General features: G+C 61.8%; 17 protein-coding genes and 1 tRNA gene. 12 read left to right on the forward strand and 6 right to left on the reverse strand.

The window, feature by feature from the left end; translation table 11 throughout:
- Nucleotides 1-118 precede the first annotated feature (118 nt).
- The 9 genes from ACYVGC_RS08245 to ACYVGC_RS08285 all read left to right on the forward strand — a co-directional run bounded on the left by ACYVGC_RS08245 (nucleotide 119) and on the right by ACYVGC_RS08285 (nucleotide 7,718).
- The gene (locus tag ACYVGC_RS08245; protein ID WP_460583333.1) at nucleotides 119-667 is read left to right on the forward strand and encodes a YqgE/AlgH family protein; all 549 of its coding nucleotides are present in this window, start codon (nucleotides 119-121) and stop codon (nucleotides 665-667) included.
- 93 nt (nucleotides 668-760) lie between these two features.
- Nucleotides 761-3,115: a DUF349 domain-containing protein gene (locus tag ACYVGC_RS08250; protein WP_460583334.1), complete on the forward strand. Its 2,355-nt coding sequence runs from the start codon at nucleotides 761-763 to the stop codon at nucleotides 3,113-3,115.
- Between the two features lie 109 nt (nucleotides 3,116-3,224).
- Nucleotides 3,225-3,297 (forward strand) — tRNA-Thr (locus ACYVGC_RS08255).
- A gap of 505 nt (nucleotides 3,298-3,802) precedes the next feature.
- Nucleotides 3,803-4,624 (forward strand): CdiA family toxin C-terminal domain-containing protein, encoded by an 822-nt coding sequence (locus ACYVGC_RS08260; RefSeq protein ID WP_460583335.1) that lies wholly within the window; start codon nucleotides 3,803-3,805, stop codon nucleotides 4,622-4,624.
- 2 nt (nucleotides 4,625-4,626) lie between these two features.
- The gene (locus tag ACYVGC_RS08265) at nucleotides 4,627-5,067 is read left to right on the forward strand and encodes a hypothetical protein (protein ID WP_460583336.1); all 441 of its coding nucleotides are present in this window, start codon (nucleotides 4,627-4,629) and stop codon (nucleotides 5,065-5,067) included.
- A 218-nt stretch (nucleotides 5,068-5,285) separates the two neighbouring features.
- Nucleotides 5,286-5,720 carry a hypothetical protein gene (locus ACYVGC_RS08270; protein WP_460583337.1) on the forward strand — a complete coding sequence of 145 codons (435 nt, stop codon included), beginning with the start codon at nucleotides 5,286-5,288 and terminating at the stop codon, nucleotides 5,718-5,720.
- Nucleotides 5,698-6,078: a nucleic acid/nucleotide deaminase domain-containing protein gene (locus ACYVGC_RS08275; protein WP_460583338.1), complete on the forward strand. Its 381-nt coding sequence runs from the start codon at nucleotides 5,698-5,700 to the stop codon at nucleotides 6,076-6,078. The genes ACYVGC_RS08270 and ACYVGC_RS08275 overlap by 23 nt, the downstream gene beginning before the upstream one ends.
- A gap of 757 nt (nucleotides 6,079-6,835) precedes the next feature.
- On the forward strand, nucleotides 6,836-7,138 hold the full coding sequence (locus ACYVGC_RS08280; protein ID WP_460583339.1) for a hypothetical protein: 303 nt from the start codon (nucleotides 6,836-6,838) through the stop codon (nucleotides 7,136-7,138).
- 100 nt (nucleotides 7,139-7,238) lie between these two features.
- Nucleotides 7,239-7,718 (forward strand): hypothetical protein, encoded by a 480-nt coding sequence (locus ACYVGC_RS08285; protein ID WP_460583340.1) that lies wholly within the window; start codon nucleotides 7,239-7,241, stop codon nucleotides 7,716-7,718.
- A 148-nt stretch (nucleotides 7,719-7,866) separates the two neighbouring features.
- Here the strand turns inward: ACYVGC_RS08285 and ACYVGC_RS08290 are convergent, their stop codons facing one another.
- The 6 genes from ACYVGC_RS08290 to alaS all read right to left on the reverse strand — a co-directional run bounded on the left by ACYVGC_RS08290 (nucleotide 7,867) and on the right by alaS (nucleotide 17,240).
- Nucleotides 7,867-8,892, reverse strand: coding sequence for an EthD domain-containing protein (locus tag ACYVGC_RS08290; RefSeq protein WP_460583341.1), 1,026 nt, complete (start codon nucleotides 8,890-8,892; stop codon nucleotides 7,867-7,869).
- Nucleotides 8,893-9,131: 239 nt separating this feature from the next.
- On the reverse strand, nucleotides 9,132-10,199 hold the full coding sequence (locus ACYVGC_RS08295; protein WP_460583342.1) for an SDR family oxidoreductase: 1,068 nt from the start codon (nucleotides 10,197-10,199) through the stop codon (nucleotides 9,132-9,134).
- Between the two features lie 126 nt (nucleotides 10,200-10,325).
- A complete protein-coding gene (locus ACYVGC_RS08300; protein WP_460583343.1) occupies nucleotides 10,326-11,219 on the reverse strand; it encodes an AraC family transcriptional regulator in 894 nt (297 codons plus the stop codon).
- Between the two features lie 229 nt (nucleotides 11,220-11,448).
- Nucleotides 11,449-13,605 (reverse strand): HAD family hydrolase, encoded by a 2,157-nt coding sequence (locus ACYVGC_RS08305; RefSeq protein ID WP_460583344.1) that lies wholly within the window; start codon nucleotides 13,603-13,605, stop codon nucleotides 11,449-11,451.
- Nucleotides 13,606-13,780: 175 nt separating this feature from the next.
- Complete coding sequence (locus tag ACYVGC_RS08310) at nucleotides 13,781-14,542, reverse strand: energy transducer TonB (protein ID WP_460583345.1); 762 nt, start codon at nucleotides 14,540-14,542, stop codon at nucleotides 13,781-13,783.
- 16 nt (nucleotides 14,543-14,558) lie between these two features.
- Complete coding sequence (gene alaS, locus ACYVGC_RS08315) at nucleotides 14,559-17,240, reverse strand: alanine--tRNA ligase (RefSeq protein ID WP_460583346.1); 2,682 nt, start codon at nucleotides 17,238-17,240, stop codon at nucleotides 14,559-14,561.
- Nucleotides 17,241-17,393: 153 nt separating this feature from the next.
- Here alaS and ACYVGC_RS08320 point away from each other — a divergent pair, with 153 nt between their 5' ends.
- From ACYVGC_RS08320 to dprA, 3 genes are all read left to right on the forward strand, one after another.
- Nucleotides 17,394-18,461: a glycoside hydrolase family 53 protein gene (locus tag ACYVGC_RS08320; protein ID WP_460583347.1), complete on the forward strand. Its 1,068-nt coding sequence runs from the start codon at nucleotides 17,394-17,396 to the stop codon at nucleotides 18,459-18,461.
- Between the two features lie 26 nt (nucleotides 18,462-18,487).
- Nucleotides 18,488-18,844: a MerR family transcriptional regulator gene (locus ACYVGC_RS08325; RefSeq protein WP_460583348.1), complete on the forward strand. Its 357-nt coding sequence runs from the start codon at nucleotides 18,488-18,490 to the stop codon at nucleotides 18,842-18,844.
- Nucleotides 18,845-18,983: 139 nt separating this feature from the next.
- Nucleotides 18,984-20,108 carry a DNA-processing protein DprA gene (gene dprA, locus ACYVGC_RS08330; RefSeq protein WP_460583349.1) on the forward strand — a complete coding sequence of 375 codons (1,125 nt, stop codon included), beginning with the start codon at nucleotides 18,984-18,986 and terminating at the stop codon, nucleotides 20,106-20,108.
- The last annotated feature ends 118 nt before the right edge of the window (nucleotides 20,109-20,226 follow it).

Here is a 20,226-nt window from a genome sequence, read left to right on the forward strand (position 1 = left end):
AGGAACGAAAAGCGAATACGCCGGGGCCAACCGCCACCGCCGCCAGGTAGGCAAAGGTAGGGGGCACTATCCGGCCCGCCCGTGCGTATTTAGGTCTATCTTACTTGCTCCTTTCGTTATGAAGCCCGGTACCCTGCTCATCTCGCAGCCCTTTTTGGGCGACCCGCACTTCACCCGCAGCGTGGTGCTGCTGTGCCGCCACCGCCCCGCCGAGGGCGCGTTTGGCCTGGTGCTCACCCGGCGCATGGCCACCGGGCTCGGCGACGTGCTCCCCCTGCCCCCCGGCCCCGCCGCCGCCCTGCCCCTCTACGAAGGCGGCCCGGTGCAGCTCGATACGCTGCATTTTGTGCACCGCTACGCCAGCCTGCCCAAGGCCGTTAACCTGGGCGATGACGTGTACTGGGGCGGCGACTTCGACTCACTTATCTCCTTGGTAAATACGGGGGTTATCCTACCCGATGACGTGCGTTGCTTTATCGGCTATTCGGGCTGGTCGGCGGGGCAGCTGGAGGAGGAAATTGCGGGCGGCTCCTGGTTTCGGGAGCCCGCTAGTGCCGGGAAAGTATTTACTTTGAGGGCTGATGCGTTCTGGCAAGGCATCCTGCGCGAAAAAGGCGGCCGCTACCGCGCCCTGTCCAACTACCCGCTCGACCCGCGCCTGAACTAACACTGCCTAACTTTGCCCCTTGCCCGCCGCGCCGGCGGTTCACCAACTTTCCTTTCCCGGCCCCGGCCGGCCGCCGGCTTTTCGCTTTGCTTTATGCTGCCCGAAGAAAACCCCACCCCCGCCCAAGACACGCCCGCTGACCGCATGAGCGTCCTCGAAGCCCGCCTGGCCGAAATCCGCGCCCAGCAGGGCGATGCGCCCACCGCCGCCCCGGCCGAAGCCACGCCCGCCGCCCCCGCCCTCAGCGACACCCCGGCCGAGGCCGCCGTGCCCCCCGGAGGCGGGGCCACCCAAACCGAAGTCGACCCGCTCCGCTCGGAGCCCGGCCTGGCCGAAGCCCTGGGCCACCCCGCCCCCGGCAGTGCCGCCGACGCTTCGCCCGAAGCCGCCGCGGCCGCCGAAACGGCCCAGCATGTGCCCGCCGAAGTAGCCGCCGAGCACCTATCGGCCCCCGCAGCCCGCGCCGTGGCCCACTACGGCGAGGCCATGGCCCCGGCCGACGCCAGCGCGCCCGCGCTCGCCCCACCGGCTGATGCCGACGAGGCCGCCCCCGTGCACGCCCTGACCAGCGCGGAAGACATCGAGAACATGCCAGAGGGCGTGGCTACCCTGCCCACCTCGGCCGCCGACACCGCCGCCGAAGCCCACCAGGCCGAACTAGAGCACCAGCACGAAGCCGCTGGCGATGCCCAAGGCGACGAGGCCGACGATTATGTGCCCGAAACCCCGGCCCCCGACTTCGCCACGCTCGACCTCGAAAGCCAGGCCGCCCACCTCATCGACCTATTGCGCCGGCCCGACGCGCGCCGCAACCGCCAGCAGATTTTCGAGCTCAGCCGCCAGTACGAGGCCAACGTGGCCGCCGCCCGCGCCGCCTCGCGCCAGAAGCTGGCCGAAGACGCCAACGCGCCCCAGGAGTTCAGCTTCCAGCCCCCAGCCAGCCAGGCCGAGCTGAATAAAGCCCTCCAGGAGTTCCGCGAAGGCCGCGCCCGCGATGCCAAAACCGAGGACCAGAATCGCGGTCAGAACCTAGCCCGCAAGCAGGAGCTGCTCACCCAGCTGCGCCAGCTGGTGGAGAATGCCGAAACCAAAGACAGCTCGCAGAAGCTCAAGCAGTTGCAAGCCGACTGGAAGAGCACCGGCCCCGTACCCCAGGCCGATAGCCAGGAAACCTGGAACAGCTACCACGGCCTGCTCGACCGCTACTACGCCAACCAGGGTCGTTTCTACGAGCTGAAGGAGCTGGACCGCCGCCGCAACCAGGAGGCCAAGGAGGCCCTCGTGGCCCGCGCCGAAGCCCTGCAAGGCGCCCCCGGCATCAACAAGGCCCTCGACGAGCTCAAGAAGCTGCACGACGACTGGAAACACATCGGCCCCGTGCCCGGTGAGCAGCGCGAGCCCCTGTGGCAGCGCTTCCTGGCCGCCTCCGAGGCCGTGCACCTGCGCCGCAAGGAGTTTGTGGACGTGCGCTCGGCCCAGGAAAAGGACAACCTCACCGCCAAGCAAACCCTGCTGGCGCGCGTGCTGCCCTTCGCCGAGTTCACCACCGAGCGCGTAAATGAGTGGCGCTCGCGCACCGACGAGCTCCAGGAAATCAAGAAGGAGTGGGAAGCCACCGGCCCCGTGCCTCGCGCCCAGGCCGATGCCCTCAACAAGCAGTACTGGAACGCCTACAAGGCGTTCTTCAACCGCAAAAACGACTTCTTCAAGAGTCTCGACTCGGAGAAGAACACCAACCTGCAAGCCAAGTACGCCCTCATCGAGCAGGCCGAGGCGGCCCAGCAGCTGCCCGACTTCGACGAGGCCCGCACCATCATCATCCGGGTGCAGAAGGAGTGGAAGGACGTGGGCCGCGTGCCCGAAAAGCAGGCCGACAAAATCTGGAAGCGCTTCCGCGCCGCCTGCGACGGCGTGTTTGAGCGCCCCAAGCAGGAAACCCGCCACCGCGAGGAGCGCCAGTCGGCCGCCAGCGCCGAGCAGGTGACCCGCCTCGACACCGTGGGCCAGCAAGTGGCCGCCCTCTCGCCCACCACGCCCGGCACGCTCGAAGGCTTCCGCGCCCTGGCTGCCGACTGGCAGACCCTGGACGGCGAAGGCGGCGGCACCTCCGACCGCGGTGAGGAGCAGTTTATGACCCTCGCCGGCAAGTACCTCGACCAGACCGGCGGCATCACGCCCACCGACCGCGAGGACTTGCTCTTCCAATTGGAAGTGGCCCGCCTCAAGGCCCGCCCGCAGGCCCAGCAGGCCTTCACCCGCAAGGAAACCGGCCTGCGCCGCGAAATCCAGGAGCTGGAAAACGACGTGGCCACCCTGCAAACCAACCTCGACTTCTTCGCCCGCTCCAAAAACGCCGACCAACTGCGCCAGGAGTACCAGGGCCGCATGGAGGAAGCCCGCGTGCGCATCGAAAAACTCAAGAAGCAGCTCAAGCAGCTGCGCAGCTAACCGCTTGATTACGTTGTAAAAAGGGTCGTGCCAACTGGCACGACCCTTTTTTATTGCCCGGCCGGGTTGCCCGGCCACGTTTTTAAGCTTACTTTTGCCCCACGATTAAGCCTCCATAGCTCAGTTGGTAGAGCTTCTGACTTGTAATCAGAGGGTCGTTGGTTCGAGTCCGACTGGGGGCTCCCTTAATCCGTACCGGAACGCCCGGAAAACCGCTTCTCACGTCGTGAAGGCAGTTTTCCGGGTTTTTTGCGTCTGGGGGAATTAGTATTCCTGAGGTAGTAGTGCCGGGCGGTGAGGAGGCGCAAGCGCCGCATGATAGCGTGGTCTGACCCTACGCTGATGGGCCCAAGCCAGCAAGCGCAGGGGGTGGGGCTGGCCGGCTTAGCAGGCGAAACGCTGAGGTTTGACGGGCGGCGCGGGCCGGGCTAGTAGAACGCGCTCGTGGGCCGGGGCCAATATTGCCGCGGCGGCCTGATGGACCGCTACCTGGGTGAGTCGTTTAGCTATACCCACAGAGGGGAAACGCGTACCGACATGTTCGCAGCTGGCATGAAGAGGTAACTGCTGATACCCTCCAAAAAGCCGGCCACCACCCTGGGAGCAGGCTTTTTTGTTCTTTTGGGATGCTGCTGGAACGGGGTAAGCGGCGGGCTATCAGCCAAAAAATACTCAACTACTTAGTTTGTGCTGCCCGCTTTTGAGGAGATAGCCGTTGCGGGGCTCAAAGTTTTGGGCGAGGCTGCCCTGGTCGCTGCGTCCGCTGCGGCGTTACCCATTGCCATGACGCTGGGCTTAGTTTTGCTCAGCCATACGCCGGCCGGGGGGCCGGGTATCGACCAGCACCTGCCCCCACCCCTCAGCCCCGATGCGCTCCGGCTTATTGAGTTGGAAGAGGCCCGCAAACACCAGGCATTAACGGATGACGAGGTAGCTGAACTCATTGCGTTGCTGGCTAAAGTGCGCGGAGTACACGTAACGGGCCCGCACGAGTTGGAGTACCGTTACTCGCAGGACATTGCCTTCAACCACTGGTGGGACCAACACGCCCCAACTGACCTGCGGCAACTGGATTTACAGAGTACACTCGACCATATAGAATACCGCGATTACTCTGTGCCGCGGGGTAACGGTATTGGGGGAGCACATAACGCACACGAGTGGGATAAGCATAAAGCTGACTATACAGAAGTGAGTCGTACGCCCCATCCTTCCGTACCAGGCGTAACACATATTAAGTATCAGATTCCAGCTCTTGGCAAAGACCTCAAACCCACCAAGACTTTAAAAAAAGATATCTGCGAGAAAACCATTTATGACCCCGCTATTTGGCCACGTCCAAAGCTAGAGCGGGCTTTAAAAGAGGGATTGCTGAATTCCTATCATAAAGAAAAAAACACGTTGATTAGGGAGTGGACAGGTGTTACGCAAGAGGGCTATTATATACGTGGATTTTACGACTCAAAGACCAAAAAAATTACTACTTTCTTCTTTCAAATGTCTAAGTAGCAATGGAAAAAATACATTGGAGTATCGAAGCACTAAAGCCCGGTGAGACGGGGGTTCTCGATTTGTGTATAAGCGATACACAAGACCCGGATGCCCCTTGGCAATTCTACTTTACTGGCATACCCGTCAGTAAGTACCCGGCTGTTATTGAGGCAGCATCTCAGGAGATTAGTCTCAATGGAGAATACACAGGAGTCAATTTCGCATCTGGACAAGATGAGTTAGAAAAACAGGAGGCCCCCCTACCCCATACTGCTGTGGAAGTTTACCACCAGTATTTGGGTGGCACAGTTATGTTGCGAATTGATTTTTATACACTATTACAGGCTTTTGCTGAACGTTTGCTAACGCGGCCTGGGCAGCCCGCCGCCTGGTACGAAGCCATGCGAGCAGCTTTAGCTAAGCTACAAGCCAAGATGACAGCCGACGCGAACAGCGCGTAGACTGGCTAAATAGGCTACCAGGAGGAGTTTACGAGCGGCGAGCTGCGCACCGGGGCCTACGTGTGCCACGTGCGCATCAGCGCGCCCCAACTCACGCTGCAGGCCGGCGGGGCGGGCAGCTACGTGCCCCCCGCAGCTGGCGAGCACGCGGGCCAGCAGCAGGCGTTTGGGGGGTCGTAGGGCTGCTGGCCACCACGGCCACGGCGGCCGAAAAGGTCGTGGTACCCGTTATCAAGGAGTTTGTGGTACCCGCTTTTGAAGAGATAGCCGCCACGGGGCTCAAAGTTTTGGGGGAGGCCGCGTTGGCCACTGCGTCCGTGATTGCCTTGCCCGTGGTCCTGACGGCGGGTTTGGTTCTGGGCAGCAGCACGCCGGCCGGGGGACCGGGTATTCCTCAGCCGCACCTCTTGCCTGTCAGCCGGGATGAGCTACGCTTACGGGAGTTGACTGCTAAACATGAAGCTGGCACGCTCGATGCGGAGGAGGAGGCGGAGTTGGTGGCCCTGCTAGCCAAGGTCAAGGGTATTCATATACAAAAGCTGGTTAACCTGAAGACTGTCAGCGCTGATTTTGTAGGCAAAGTGCCGATGGAAGAAAGCGACTTAGGACGTGAGGCCTTGAAATACCGCATTGAAAAACTTTTGGCACGATAAAAACCTCTTTGTTTTTGAATACTATGATAATGAAGGAAACTTACGACAGCATGTGCAGAGCACCCTTCCCACAACGAAAAAACACGCTGAACGCTTGGCTATAGAGAAGTTAGTTGATGATAAAATACCATTTGGAAACGCAAAACGTATCTACTCTGAGTTAGAGCCGTGTGAATTAACTGGTGGAGGTGAACAAGGCGAAGGGTGTAAAGCAATGATAAATAGCTATTTCCCTTCTGCCACGGTTACATACAGCTACGATTATGCTGGCACATTTGCGGACACCAAGCCTGACCACACAGCTTCTTTGAAAAAACGTGCCGCTTACTTTACTAAATATCAAAAATTGAAGCCATGATAACCTCACTGGAAGCCGCTTTGCAACCTGAGCCGCCATTAGTAGTAATGCAGCCTAATCGGGCTGTTGACAGTAAATTATCTGCCAAAACGTTAGCGCACCTGCATACGATAGGGCTACCTACTAGTGAAGAATTGGGGTTCTCCTTTACTGGTCAAATGCTACTATTGCCTAACGGGGTAGTACGCTTGGCAGAAACAACCCGAACACTTTTTGTGGGGCAGAAATCAGCGGCACGAGAAGTATCCAAGCGAAAGAAATATTCGGTCCCTTTTACGATAATACAGGCTCTAGGAAGAACCGGCCATCTTATGCTAATGCGTTGGCAGATAAGATACGGGCAATAGACCCCGCCGTGTTCGAGAAAGGCTATTATTGGCCCGCTTTTATCGAAGAAATCGAAAACGGTTTGTAGCAAATAAAATGCTAAGCCGCAGCCCGGATTCTGGGCAGCAGCACGCCGGCCGGGGGGCCGGGTATTGCGCAGCCGCACGGGCTGCCGATAGACCCGGACCGTGCCCGCTTGGCCTATCCTGTTTAACTCCCGGCAACCATGATGATAGAAGTAGATTACATCGAACTAGGGTTTGCTAAAGCGGTGCCTGAGCCCGAACTGTTGGCTGAAATGGGTCACCTCCTAGGAGTAGACCCTACTGCTATGTGGGACTGGCGATGGCCAGGGGAGCCTGCTGAAGACTGGTTGGTAAACGTCACGTACGTGGTGGATGATGTTCCCGACTAGCCATTGTATATATCTTTGAATTTTAACAAGACCCGTGAGGTATCGCTCGGTTTCGAAATAGAACTTGGTGTTGCGCTGGCGCAGCGTTTCGGTTGCGCGATGCTAATCGGCGACCCCAGCGACCCCCACGGCTCACCGGATAGGCCTTTGGAGATTCAGCCGAGCGGTCAGGTCAGGTCTTGCGAGCGAGAGGAAGATGAAGAAGGCCAGCGCACGCACCCTTCGGTAAAAGGGCTTTCCGGCTCCTATCAAGAGGCGATTGCGCAACTGGAAGCCTTGGTGCAACGAGTGGGCAGGCTGCCATGGATGGGCGGCTGACAGAAAAGTCAGGGAGTAGCCCGGAAGCTAAAGGATGATTTCTGGGGGCAGCAAGTGAAAACGCTGTAGTAGTTAGGAACATGTTTAATTCCCGGCAGCCATGATACAGACACTCTATTTTCTGGAAATAAGCTTTTCTAAAATAATCCCTGAATTGGAATTGCTGGATGAGATGAGTCGCGTGATGCTAGTAGACCGGGCCACGATGTGGAATTGGAGTTGGCCAGAAGAATCTCCTGACTTTGTGTATACCAACGTCAGTTATCGTGCGGATAACGAGTCCGATTATCCGCTGTTTGTATCTCTCGACTTTAATCAGCAGCCCCCGGAGACGCCCGTCGGCTTCGAAGTAGAGATTGGGTATGCCCTGGCGCATCATTTTGACTGCTCGGCGCTAATAAACGACTTTAGTTATTCAGATGAGCGTTTATTGAAAATTCAGCCCACAGGCCAGGTAGTGGCATGCGAGCGCGAGGATGACGAGCAGGGCCGGCCGAGCTACCCCCGCGTACCCGGGCCGTCAGGCACTTACCAGCAGGTCATCCAGCAACTACTGGTAGCAGCACAGCGGGAGGGCTAGCCAGGCGGTCAGTTAATTGTATTCACTAGTCAAGCGCAAAATGGCCGGCTTATATCATAATTAGTTGCCTACCAAACATTTATGATATAAGCCCGTCATTTTGCGTGGCTGTAAGCCTCGAAACTTAGCTCAGCGCTAGCCCGGGTGCTTAGCGGTGGGTAGCCAGCTCGGGCAGCAGGCGGTTAATGACGTTGTAGTTGAGGCCGGTCCAGAACTCCGAGCGGACCAGGTCGATGAAAGTAGCTTCGTCGGCCTCAATGGCGCGGTAGTCGTCGGTGGCGAGGTAGTCCTCCACGTCGTTGACGCTGGCGAAGGAAAGCACCGAAACGGCGTCAATCGAGGCGCCCTCGGGGTCGGGCTGCTGGGTGGAGCCGATGTTGTGCAGTTGGGCGTAACGGCGCACGTAGAGGTGCGTGGCGGGCTGGGCCACCACCAGCGCGGCGTGATGCTCCAGCAGGCGCTGCTGAAACTCCTCGCGGCTCAGCTCGGGCCGGCGGTAGTGAATTTTAACCAAGCTCAGCGGGTCGCGGTGCTGGGCACTGGGCAGCAGGATGTACTCACGGGCAATTTCGCGGGTAACCAAGCGAAACGCCGTTTGCTCGTCGGCAATGATGCGCTGGTCGTACTGCGGCTGCTTGAGCACGCGGTCGATATCGGCCTCCGCCGCGTAGGCGATGTAGGCGAAGCCATCGAAGCGCGGGCGCTGGTAGGGCGGCACTTGGGCGTAGGGGTCGCTCACCAGCTTTTTATCGGCCGTAATCATGGCCGCGTAGGGCGGGCGAAAATATGACGATGGCCCGCCGGCAAAGCGGTGTACCTGGTCGTAGCGCAGCACGGGCTCGTTGTCGGTGCCCGGCTCTTCGTAGGCAAACTTGGGACCGTGCACCTTGCGCCAGTACTCGTCCCAGCGCTCGTAGGCGAGGTTGGGGTCGGCTTCGAGGGCGATTTCGGCGGGCTCGGCGGCGGGGTTTTCGATGCCTTCGCCGTGCCGGCCCTTGGTCGAGCCGGGGTCCATGGTGCGCTCGGCGCGGGGCGTGTTGTCGGCGCGCGTCAGAAACGTGGGTGTGACGATAAGGGGCTCGGTGGTAGTGTGGTAGCTGGTGCGGAAGGGTGGCCGGTGGCGGTGGTCGGTCACGGAGTTTTCGGCAGCGGAGCTAGGCAGGGCAGCGGACATGGGAAAAGGAAAAAGAGGTTGGAGAAAAGGTGGCGGGGAAGGCCGTTGGGACTCGGGGAAGTCGTCTAAGGCTTACTACAATACCAGAACGTCATGCTCATCTGGCGTCCGCTTGTCGAAGCATCTCTATTGCGCCAATTGATTATCCTAGCGGTGCGGTAGAGATGCTTCGACAAGCGGACGCCAGATGAGCATGACGTTCCTTTTATTAGCTTAATAAAGCAATGATTACCCATCACTTACGGGATAAGCCGGTCGGTGCGCAGCTGGGCAAACAGGTCGAAAAACGAGTCTTCGGTGGGCTGATACGCGAGGAAGCCTAGCTTACGGCTCTTGCTCATGTCGGTATTCACTTCCAGCGGGCGGCCCAGGTCCAGGTCGGTGTGCCAGGGCGAGGCCAACTGGCTGAGCTCGGGCACGGCGAGGTGGTGGCGGGTGGCCAGCTCCTGCCACCGCGGGGCGTCGCCGGCCATGGCTGCTTCGAGCGGGTGCACGGTGCCATCAAAGCCCGCGGCCTCGATGCCGAACCAGGCGGCCAGGCGCGGCCACAGCCAGCTCCAGCGGAAAAAGTCGCCATTGACAATGTTAAACGCCTCGTTGTGAGCGGCTTCGGTGGTGGCAGCCCAGGCCAACTGCTTGGCAATGATGCGGGCATCGGTCACGTCGGAAAGGCCGTTCCACTGGGCTTCGGAGCCCGGCCACTGGAAGGGGCGGCCGGTTTCTTTGCAGAGGCTGGCGTACACGGCCAGGGTGGTGCCCATGTTCATGAGGTTGCCCACGGCTTGGCCGATGATGGTGTGCGGGCGGTGGATGCTCCAGGTGAAGCCGTCGCGGGCGGCCGCGGCGTACACCTCGTCTTCCTGGGCGTAGTAAAAGTTGTCGATATCGAGGCGCGGCTGCTCCTCGCGGAAGGGCGTGGGCAGCGGCAGGCCGCCCTTGGCGTACGACTCGAACGGCCCGAGGTAGTGCTTGAGGCCCGTGACGAGCGCCACGTGCTGCACCGACTGCTTGGGCGAGAGGGCGTCTAACACATTGCGCACCAAAGCGCTATTGACCCGGATATTCTCGATTTCGGTGTCGTTACGCATCCAGCTGGTGATGAATACGTGCGTGGGGGCCACGTCGGCCAGGGCGGTGGCCAGGCTGGCGGGGTCGAGCAGGTTGGCGGCCACGGGGCGCAGGCCGGGCACGTCGTTTTTGGGGTTGCGCGAGAGGCCGTAGGTAATCCAGCCGGTGGCCAGCAGCTTATTGGCCAGGTTGCTGCCGATGATGCCGCTCGCCCCTACTATTAACGCAATTTTATCCATGATATTCGTAATCAATTAATTTACAATAAGTTATCTAGGAAGCAAAGGCGCTAGGCAGCCCTGCTTCCCGACTGCCTCACAAAATTATGGGGCCCGTCTATCCCGCCCTTTGCACCGATTGCCGAACTATTTGTACCCCGTGAACCTAGCCCGGTAGGCCGAAGGCGCCTGCCCAACCGCCTGCTTGAACCAGCGCGAAAAATGCGCCACGTCGTAGAAGCCCAGCCGGTAGCCCAGCTCGCCAATGGGCAGGGCAGTACCCGTGAGCAGCACCTTGGCTTCGGTGGCTACCTTTTGCTTGAGCAGGTCGGTGGCGCTTTGGCCGGTGGCCTGGCGGCAAAGGTCGCTCAGGTGCTTGGCCGTGAGGTGCAGGGCCTCGGCATAGGGCTCCAGGGTGAGCGCGGGCGCGGCGGCGGCCAGCCGGGTTTCGATGAGCTGCAAAAACTGCTGCACCTGGGGCAGCGCCGGGCCAGCGGCCGCGGGCGGCGCCCACTGCTGCACGTCGGCCAGCAGCAGGCGCAGGTAGAGGCGCGCCTTGTCGAGGCGGTGCTGCTGGGCCCAGAGCTGCTCGGCGCTTTGGTGCAGGGCGGCGTACTCGGCCGGGGTGCAGGCGTGGTACACGTAGGGCGCGGCGGGGGCCAGCGCGACGTGCAGCTGGTAGCCCGGCAGCAGGCCGGCGTTGTAAAAATCAGTTGAGAAGAAGCAGTACAGCCCCGTTTGGGGACCCGCGTGCAGGTGCCAGCTCAGGGCCGTGCCGGGCTGCACCAGCAGCAGCGAGTGCGGGGCCACCGCCACCACCTCATCGTTGAGAAAAAACGTGCCCCCGCCCGCCCCCACCAGCGAGAGCTTGTAGAAGTGGCGGCGGTGCTGCTCCATGTGCTGGCGGCAGGTGGCAAACCGGTCTTCGCGCCGGTAGGCCACCAGCTGCGCCAGGGCCTCGGCGGCGGGCGGCGGCGGGCCGGGCTCAGCGGCCTGCGGATACGCCGCGAACGCGAAGGTCGGAATCAGGGGGTTTTCCATCTGGCTTTTAACTACGGGGCGGGCCGATGGTTGCGCGGCCGGCCCCGGCCTTCGGCCGCTGCCCTAAAAATCAGCTGGGCCCACCCCACGCAACTACCTAGTGGCGGCGGCGCGGGGTGGGCCCAGTTTTGCTTGTGGAGCTTAGCTTATTTGATGACCTGTAAAAACCAGACTATCAATTATTTATTAATACTAACGCTTAATAAGAAAAAGCACCGCTAGGCATTTACTACTCCTTCGTAAAATCCATGCGTTGAATGCGCACGGCGTTGAGGATAGCCAGCAGCGCCACGCCCACGTCGGCAAATACGGCCTCCCACATGGTGGCCAGGCCGCCGGCGCCGAGGGTCAGCACCACGGCTTTGACGGCGAAGGCCAGCCAGATATTTTGCCACACCACGCGGTGGGTGGCGCGGGCAATGCGGCGGGCGGTGGCGATTTTGCTGGGGTGGTCGGTTTGAATGACCACGTCGGCCGTTTCGATGGTAGCGTCGGAGCCCAGGCCGCCCATGGCGATGCCTACGTCGGCCAGGGCCACCACGGGCGCGTCGTTCACACCGTCGCCCACGAAGGCCAGCTTGCGGCCCTCGTTCAAGAACTGCTGCACGAACCGGGCTTTGTCTTCGGGCAGCAAGTCGCCGTGGGCCTCGCTGATACCCAGTTCTTTGGCTACGCGCTGCACAATGCTGTCTTTGTCGCCCGAGAGCATGACCAGCCGGGTAATGCCGTCGGCCCGCAGCTCGCGCACGGCCTGGGCGGCGTCGGCCTTGGGGGCGTCGGCCACGGTGAGGTAGCCGGCGTACTGCCCGTCGATGGCGGCTACCACAATGCTATCGGCCACCTCGTCTACCTCGGCGGGGTAGCTGATGGCGAACTCCTTGAGCAGCTTGGCGTTACCGGCCAGCACCTGGCGGCCGTCTACGCTCCCGTACAGGCCGTGGCCGGCAATTTCCTCCACGTTTTCGACGGGCACGCCCGCGGCGGCGGCACCCACGTGGGTCACTACGGCCCGGGCAATGGGGTGGGTCGATTTGGTTTCGAGCGCGCCCACCAGCCGCAATAGCTGCGCGGCCTCGGTGCCGGGCGCGGGCTGCACCTGCTGCACGGCAAACACGCCCTGGGTGAGGGTACCGGTTTTGTCCAGCACCACGGTATCAATCTCGCGCAGCACATCGAGAAAGTTGGAGCCCTTAAACAGGATACCAGCCTTGGAAGCGGCCCCAATGCCGCCGAAGTAGCCCAGCGGAATGCTGATGACCAGCGCGCACGGACACGAAATGACCAGGAACACCAGCGCTCGGTAGAGCCAGTCGCGAAACACGTAGTCGCTCACTATGAAGTAGGGCGCCACCACCAGTAGCGCGGCCAGCCCCACCACAATGGGCGTGTACACCTGCGCAAACTTAGTAATAAACTGCTGCGTTTTGGCCTTGCGGCCCACCGCGTTTTGCACCATGGCCAGGATTTTGGCCAGCTTGGTGTCCTGGAAAGCGGCCGTGACGGTGACTTGCACCAGGCTTTCGAGGTTAATCATGCCAGCCAGCACGGCGTCGCCGGGCTGCTTGGTTTGCGGGGCCGACTCGCCGGTGAGGGCGGCCGTGTTGAAGCTGGCCGCCTTGGTGTTGAGCGTGCCGTCGAGGGCTACTTTTTCGCCGGGGCGCACCTCCATCACGTCGCCCACGCGCACGGTTTTGGGGTCGATGACCAGCGGCTGGCCATCGCGCAGCACGGTTACTTCGGTGGCCTGAATTTCAAGCAGCGCCTTGATGCTGCGCTTGGCCCGGTTCACGGCCGCGTCCTGAAACAGCTCGCCCACGGTGTAAAACAGCATCACGGCCACGCCCTCCGGGTATTCGCCGATGGCGAACGCGCCAATGGTGGCAATGCTCATCAGCAAAAACTCGTTGAACATGTTGCCGCTCGGAATGCTGAGCACGGCCGCTTTCACCACGTTCCAGCCTACCAGCAAGAAGGCCACCCCGTACCACAGCGGGCGCACCCAGCCCGCAAAAAAGCCCGCGTGAAAGTAGTCCAGCGCCAGCCCCGCCAGCAGCAAGGCCAGGCTAAGGCCGGGCAGCAGGTAAGGGTTGGCCCCGGCCGGGCCGTGGCTGTGGCCGTCGTCGTCGTGCGAGTGGCCGGCGTGGCTGTGGCCCGCGTGTTTAGGACTGGCGTGGTCGTGCCCGGTGTGGTCGTGGCCCGCGTGGTCATGGTCGTGGTCCGCGTGGTCCAGGTCCGCGTGGTCGTGGCCGGGCACGTCGTGGCCCTGGCGCTCGGTAGCGGCGGCGGGCGTGAGCTGCTGGCGGTTGAGGGCGCCCACGTTTTCGAGCTGCACCTGCTTGGCGGTGTTCAGCTCTTCGTCGGTGTTGGCGGAAGTCGGGTCGGGCATCGGGGCGAGGAGAAAGACGGAAGGAAAGCACAGCGGGGACCACCGAAGCTACCGCCTATGAACAACAGTTGGCGGCCAAATTACTCAGTTTAGGCCCGCCGGGCGTCTTTTACGCAACCTGGCCTACCGGGGCCAGCCCCGCCCCCATCACCACGCTGGAGCCATGCGCGCCAGCCTACTTAATAGCGCAGGTAATGGGCACGTTAAAGCTGACCGCTACGGCCCGACGATTTTGAAAACCCGGCCGCCAGCGCTGCCGGCCAATGCTGGCCACGGCCTGCCGCCCAGCCTCGTCCAGGCTGGCCGACACGCTTTCCACCACCTTAATATCGGTAACGAGGCCCGTGGCCGACACCACAAAGCCCATTACCAGCCGACCGGCTTCCTGGTTGCGCAGGGCACGGGCCGGGTACACAAAGGCCCGCTGAATATCGCTCATTACCTGCTTCATATCGCCGTCGGGGTACTCCGGCATCTGTTCGGAATAGCGGTAATGACCAGCCGGCGCGGGCGCGGGCGCGTAGGCGTAGCGCTCGGTGAGGCGGCCCGCGGTGGCCTGTTTGCTTAGTTCCAGCTCGCCGTTGGCAAAGTAGCGGCGGTAGCCAAGGTGGTCGCCGCAGCGCACAATTTCCTTGCTTACCTGGCCCCAGGGCAGGTACCAGGTGCGGCGGTGCAGGGCCTGGCCCTGGGCATCGTGGCCGGTTTCGAGCAGTTCCTCCAGCCAGGCGGGACCATCAAGCAGGTTGTAGAGCCGCCGCTCGGTGAGGCCGGCTTGCTGGTGCACCTCCACGCGGTAGGCGGCCCCGGCCGCCGTGGGGCACGGCGACTGGTCGGCCGCCAGGTAGGTGCCGGCCGACTCCGCGGGCGCCAACGCACTAGGGGCCGGCACTTGCGCGCCGGCCCCCAGTACTTGCTTAAGCCACGTTGCTAAGCCCATTTAACAAATTGTTGTTTTACAATGACTTAGCTACTAGCGCTTCGGCCTTGGCAATGGCGGTGCCCAGGCCGGCCGCGTTTTTGCCGCCGGCGGTGGCGAAGAATGGCTGCCCGCCGCCGCCGCCCTGAATTTCCTTGGCCAGCTCGCGCACCAGGGTGGTGGCGTTGAGCTTGCCGGCCTTGGCGAGGTCGTCGTCGAGCATCACGGCCAGCTGGGGCTTGCCGTCAATTTCGGTACCCAGCACCAGCACGAGGCCGGGCACGGCCTGGCGCAGGTCGTAGGCCAGCTTCTTGAGGTCGTCGGCGCTGGTGGCCTGCACCTGGGCGGCCAAGAACTTGACGCCGCTCAGGTCTTTTACCTGGCCCACCAGCTGGGTTTTCTGCTGGTTGAGGCTCTGCTGGGCAAACTGCTCGATTTGCTTGCGCAGGGCGGTAATTTCCTCCGTTTGCTTTTCCAGCGAAGTCAGCAGGTGCTGCGGATTGCCGAGGGCCTCGCGCACTTCACCCAACAAATCAAGCTGCTGGTCCACAAAGGCTTCGGCTGCGCCGGCCGTTACGGCTTCGATGCGGCGCACACCCGCGCCCACGGCGGTTTCGGTCGTGATTTTGAAGTAGCCGATGCTGCCCGTGTTGGCCACGTGCAGGCCGCCGCACAGCTCCACCGAGTACTCCTTATCGAAGGTAATGACGCGCACAAACTCGCCGTACTTCTCGCCAAACAACGCCATGGCCCCCAGCGTTTTAGCCTCGGCAATGGGCACGTTGCGGCGCTCAACCAGCGGAATCTGCTGGCGGATGCGCTCATTCACGAGCTGCTCAATCTCGCGCAATTGCGCGTCGGTCACCTTGGTAAAGTGTGAGAAGTCGAAGCGCAGCAGCTTCTCGTTCACCAGCGAACCCTTTTGCTGCACGTGGCTGCCCAGCACCTGGCGCAGGGCGGCTTGCAGCAAGTGCGTGGCCGTGTGGTTGTTGCGAATGAGCGTGCGCCGCGCCACGTCGGGCCGGGCAATGAACTCGGCCGTCAGGTCCTGCGGCAGCTCCAGGGTGGTGTGAATGATGAGGTCGTTTTCCTTGCGCGTGTCGATTACGCGCACCTTGTCGAAATCGCTTTCCAGGTAGCCGGTATCGCCAATCTGGCCGCCGCTTTCGGCGTAGAAGGGCGTTTCACTCAGCACCAGCTGGTACTCGGCCTTGCCCTTTTTCTCGATTTTGCGGTAGCGCAGCAGGCGGGCGGTGGCCTCGTCGTGGTCGTAGCCCACAAACACGTTGGGCGCGTCGGTGTCGGTCACGGTCACCCAGTCCGACTGCTCGGTTTCCTGGTCGCCGCGGCTGCGGCCTTTCTGCGCTGCCAGCTCTTTCTTAAAGCCGGCCTCGTCCACCGTCAGGCCCTTTTCGCGGGCAATAAGGGCGGTGAGGTCGAAGGGAAAGCCGAAGGTATCGCTCAGCTCAAACGCCGTTTTGCCGTTGATAACGTTACCGTTCTGGCGGGCGCTTTCTTCGAGGGCGTCGAGGCGGCGCAGGCCGGTTTCCAGCGTTTTGAGGAAGCTGATTTCCTCCTCCTCAATCACGCGCGTCACGAACGCTTGCTGGGCTTTCAGCTCGGGGAAGATGCCGGCCATCTGGTCGGCCAGCACCGGCACGAGCTTGTAAAGGAAGGGCTGCTTCTGATTCAGCGACGAGAAAGCGTAGCGCACGGCGCGGCGCAGGATGCGCCGAATCACGTAGCCGGCCTTCACGTTGCTGGGCAGCTGGCCATCGGCAATGGTGAAGGCAATGGCCCGGATGTGGTCGGCAATGACGCGGATGGCGATGTCGGTTTTCTCCTCCTCCGTGGCCGGCAGGTCGGTTACCGTGGCCGGCGACGTGCCGTGGTAGGCCACGCCCACCTCCTGGGCAATAAACTGGATAAGCGGCTGAAACACATCGGTATCGTAGTTCGATTTCACGCCCGACACGGCCATCATCAGGCGCTCGAAACCCATGCCGGTATCCACGCTCTGGGCGGGCAGCTTGATGAGCGACTTGTCGGTCAGGCGCTGGAATTCCATAAACACGTTGTTCCACACCTCCACCACCTGCGGGTGGTCGGCGTTCACCAGCTCGCGGCCCGATTTAGCGGCGCGCTCCTCCTCGGAGCGCAGGTCGATGTGGATTTCGGTGCACGGGCCGCACGGACCCGTGTCGCCCATCTCCCAGAAGTTGTCCTTCTTGTTGCCGGGCAGGATGCGGTCGTCGGTAGTGTACTGCCGCCACAGGTCCTGCGTCTCGGTGTCGGGGCCGGTGTTATCGCCGGCATCACCTTCAAAATACGTTACATACAGCCGGTCTTTCTCCAGCTTATACACCTCCGTGAGCAGCTCCCAGGCCCAGTTGATGGCGTCCTTTTTGAAGTAATCGCCGAACGACCAGTTGCCCAGCATCTCAAACATGGTGTGGTGGTAGGTGTCATAGCCTACCTCCTCCAGGTCGTTGTGCTTGCCGCTCACGCGCAGGCACTTCTGGGTGTCGGCAATGCGCTTGTGGGGCGCGGGCCGGTTGCCCAGAAAGTAGTCCTTAAACGGCGCCATGCCGCTGTTAATAAAGAGCAGCGTGGGGTCGTCCTTCACCACGAGCGGGGCCGAAGGCACGATGTGGTGGCCCTTGGAGGCGAAAAAATCGAGAAACTGCTGGCGAACGTGCGAGGCGGTGGGAAGCGACATAACTTTAAAAAAAACGGCCCACATTTGCGGGGCCGGCGGCCGCACAAAGGTAGCTTTCCAAAACAGTAGCGCGAAACGGGTAGTTCGGCCCACCGCCCCGCCTTGTACCTTGCGCAACTGCCAGCTACTTTCGGCTCCTTTTTTTCGATTTCTGTGCTATCATTTGGTTTTTGGGCCGCCGCGGGGCGGCGGGTGCTCCCGGCCCTGCTCGGGCTGCTGCTGGCACACGGCGCTAGTGCGCAAAGTGTTGCGAATAAGCCCGTTAAAGCATCAGCTGCCCGGCCACGCCTGGGCAAAGTCCTCGGGGCCGACATCTCCTTTTTGCCCCAGTTGGAGGCCCGGGGCATGAAGTTTTCGGATAAAGGCGTGGAGAAAGACGCCATCCAAATTCTGAAAGACCACCATATCAACTACATCCGGCTGCGGATTTTTAACAACCCGGCCGCCGACAGCGGCTACTCGCCCCAAAAGGGTTTTTGCGACCTGCCCCACACCCTGGCCATGGCCCAGCGCGTGCACGCCGCCGGCCTGAAATTGCTACTCGACTTCCACTACTCCGACACCTGGGCCGACCCCCAAAAGCAGTTTAAGCCCCAGGCCTGGCGGGCCCTCAGCGGCCCCGCCCTCACCCAGGCCGTGCACGACTACACCAAAGAAGTGCTGCTGGCCCTGCAAGCCCAGGGCACCCCGCCCGATATGGTGCAGGTGGGCAACGAAATCAACCACGGCATGATGTGGCCCGACGCCAACGTGCAGCTCCCCGATAGCCTTGCCCGCTACGAAACCCTGGCGAAACTGGCCCAGGCCGGCTCCAGCGCCGTGCGCGAGGTAAATCCCCGCACGCTGGTGATGCTGCACATCGCCCTCGGCGGCCAGGCCCTGCTCTCCAACGCCTGGCTCGACCGCATGCTAGCGCAGCACGTTGATTTTGACGTAATTGGCGAGTCGTATTATCCTAAATGGCACGGCACCATCCCCGACCTGCAAGCTAACCTCACGCAGCTGGCCAAGCGCTACAAGCAGGACGTGGTGGTGGTCGAATACTCGGAGCGCAAGCGCGAGGTCAACGACGCGGTATTTACCCTGCCGGGCGGCAAAGGCAAGGGCAGCTTCATCTGGGAGCCGCTCAACACCTGGGAAGCCGTGTTTGACAAGCAGGGCCGCGCCAACGAGCTGCTGCCGCTCTACGACGAAATCAGCCATAAATACAACGTACAGTAAATTAGACCTTTAGCCTAGCTGCCGCCATGCCCTACAAAGAGCGCGACATTACCAAGCAATACTTCACCATCGGCGAGGTGGCCGAGCAGTTCGGCGTGGCCACCTCGCTCATCCGCTTCTGGGAAACGGAGTTTGACGAGCTCAACCCGCGCAAAAGCAAGAAGGGCAACCGCCTCTTCACCCAGGCCGACGTGGACATCTTTCGCACTATCTATCACCTGGTGAAGGAGCGCGGCTACACCATTGCCGGCGCCCGCGAAATGCTCAAGCAGAAGGGCGGCCAGCTCAAAGACAAGATTGACGTGATTCAATCCCTGGAGAAAGTGCGCGGCTTTTTGCTGAACCTCAAAAAGGAAATCGACGGCGCCCAAAAGGCCGAGTAGCGCGAAGCTCCGCTTCGCGCACGAGCGTAGCGAGTAGCGGCGCGCGCGCGCCGCTTGGCAGTCGTAACTTAAAAACCACCAATCCCCAGCACGAAGCAGCATTCGCTGCGCTCGTCCACGAAGCAGAGCTTCGCGCTACATGACCGACGACCTCTACTACGAGCTGGCCCTGACGCTGCTACCCGGCATTGGCCCGCAACTCACGCGACAATTGATGAGCTACGGCTCGTCGGCCAAAAACGTGTTTACGCTGCCGCCCGGCAAGCTGCGGCGCATCCCCGGCGTGGGCGACGCCACGGTTAAAATCCTGACCGGGGCCGCGCGCGGCCAAGCGCTAACCCAGGCCGAAACCAGCCTGCGTAAGGCCGAAAAGGAGGGCGTTGAAATTCTGTTTTACACCAATAAGCGGTTTCCAACCCGCCTTAAGCTCATCCCCGATGCGCCGGCGCTGCTCTACTACCAGGGACCCGCCGACCTGAACGCGCCCAAGGTGCTGGCGTTGGTGGGCACGCGCCAAGCCACCGAATACGGCCGCGAGCAAACCGAGCGCATCCTCAAGGGCGTACTGCCGCATAATCCGCTAATCATCAGTGGCCTGGCCTACGGCATCGACATCATGGCCCACCGCGCGGCCTTGCAGGAAGGCTTGCTCACGGTGGGCGTGATGGCTACCGGCCTCGACGTTATTTACCCCGCCGCCCACCGCAAAACGGCCGAGAAAATGCGCGAAACGGGCGGCCTGCTCACCGAGTTTGCCTTCGGCACGCAGCCTGACCGCTACAACTTTCCGCAGCGCAACCGCATCATCGCGGGCCTGTCCGACGGCACCGTGGTGGTAGAAGCGGCCGCCAAGGGCGGCGCGCTCATCACCGCCGAGCTGGCCCTGAGCTACGACCGCGACGTGCTGGCCGTACCCGGCCCGCTGGGCGCGCCGTCCTCCGAAGGCTGCAACGCGCTGATTAAGAGCAATAAAGCTGCCCTCTACCAGGAGCCCCGCGACCTGGAGCAGCTCCTCAACTGGGACGCCGCCCTGCACCAAACCGGTAAGTTTCAGCCGCCCCCCTCCTACTCGGCCGCCGATTTCTCGGCCGACGAGTTTGCCCTCCTCACGGTGCTAGCCGCTGCCGCCGGCCGCGAGGAGCAGATGGACAACCTCGCCTGGAAAGCCCAGCAGCCCATTCACGCCGTAGCCTCGCTGCTGCTGGGGCTCGAGTTTCGGGGCGTGGTGCGGGCGCTGCCGGGCAAGAAATTCGCATTGATTTAAGTTAGCCACCGCGGCCAGCTACCTTGCACCGATGATGACTCAAACCAGCCGCTGGCTCCTGTTGCTCGGGCTAACCGGCGGCCTGGTAGCGGGCGGCACCTACGCTTACCAACGCGGG

Source organism: Hymenobacter arcticus (assembly GCF_054779975.1).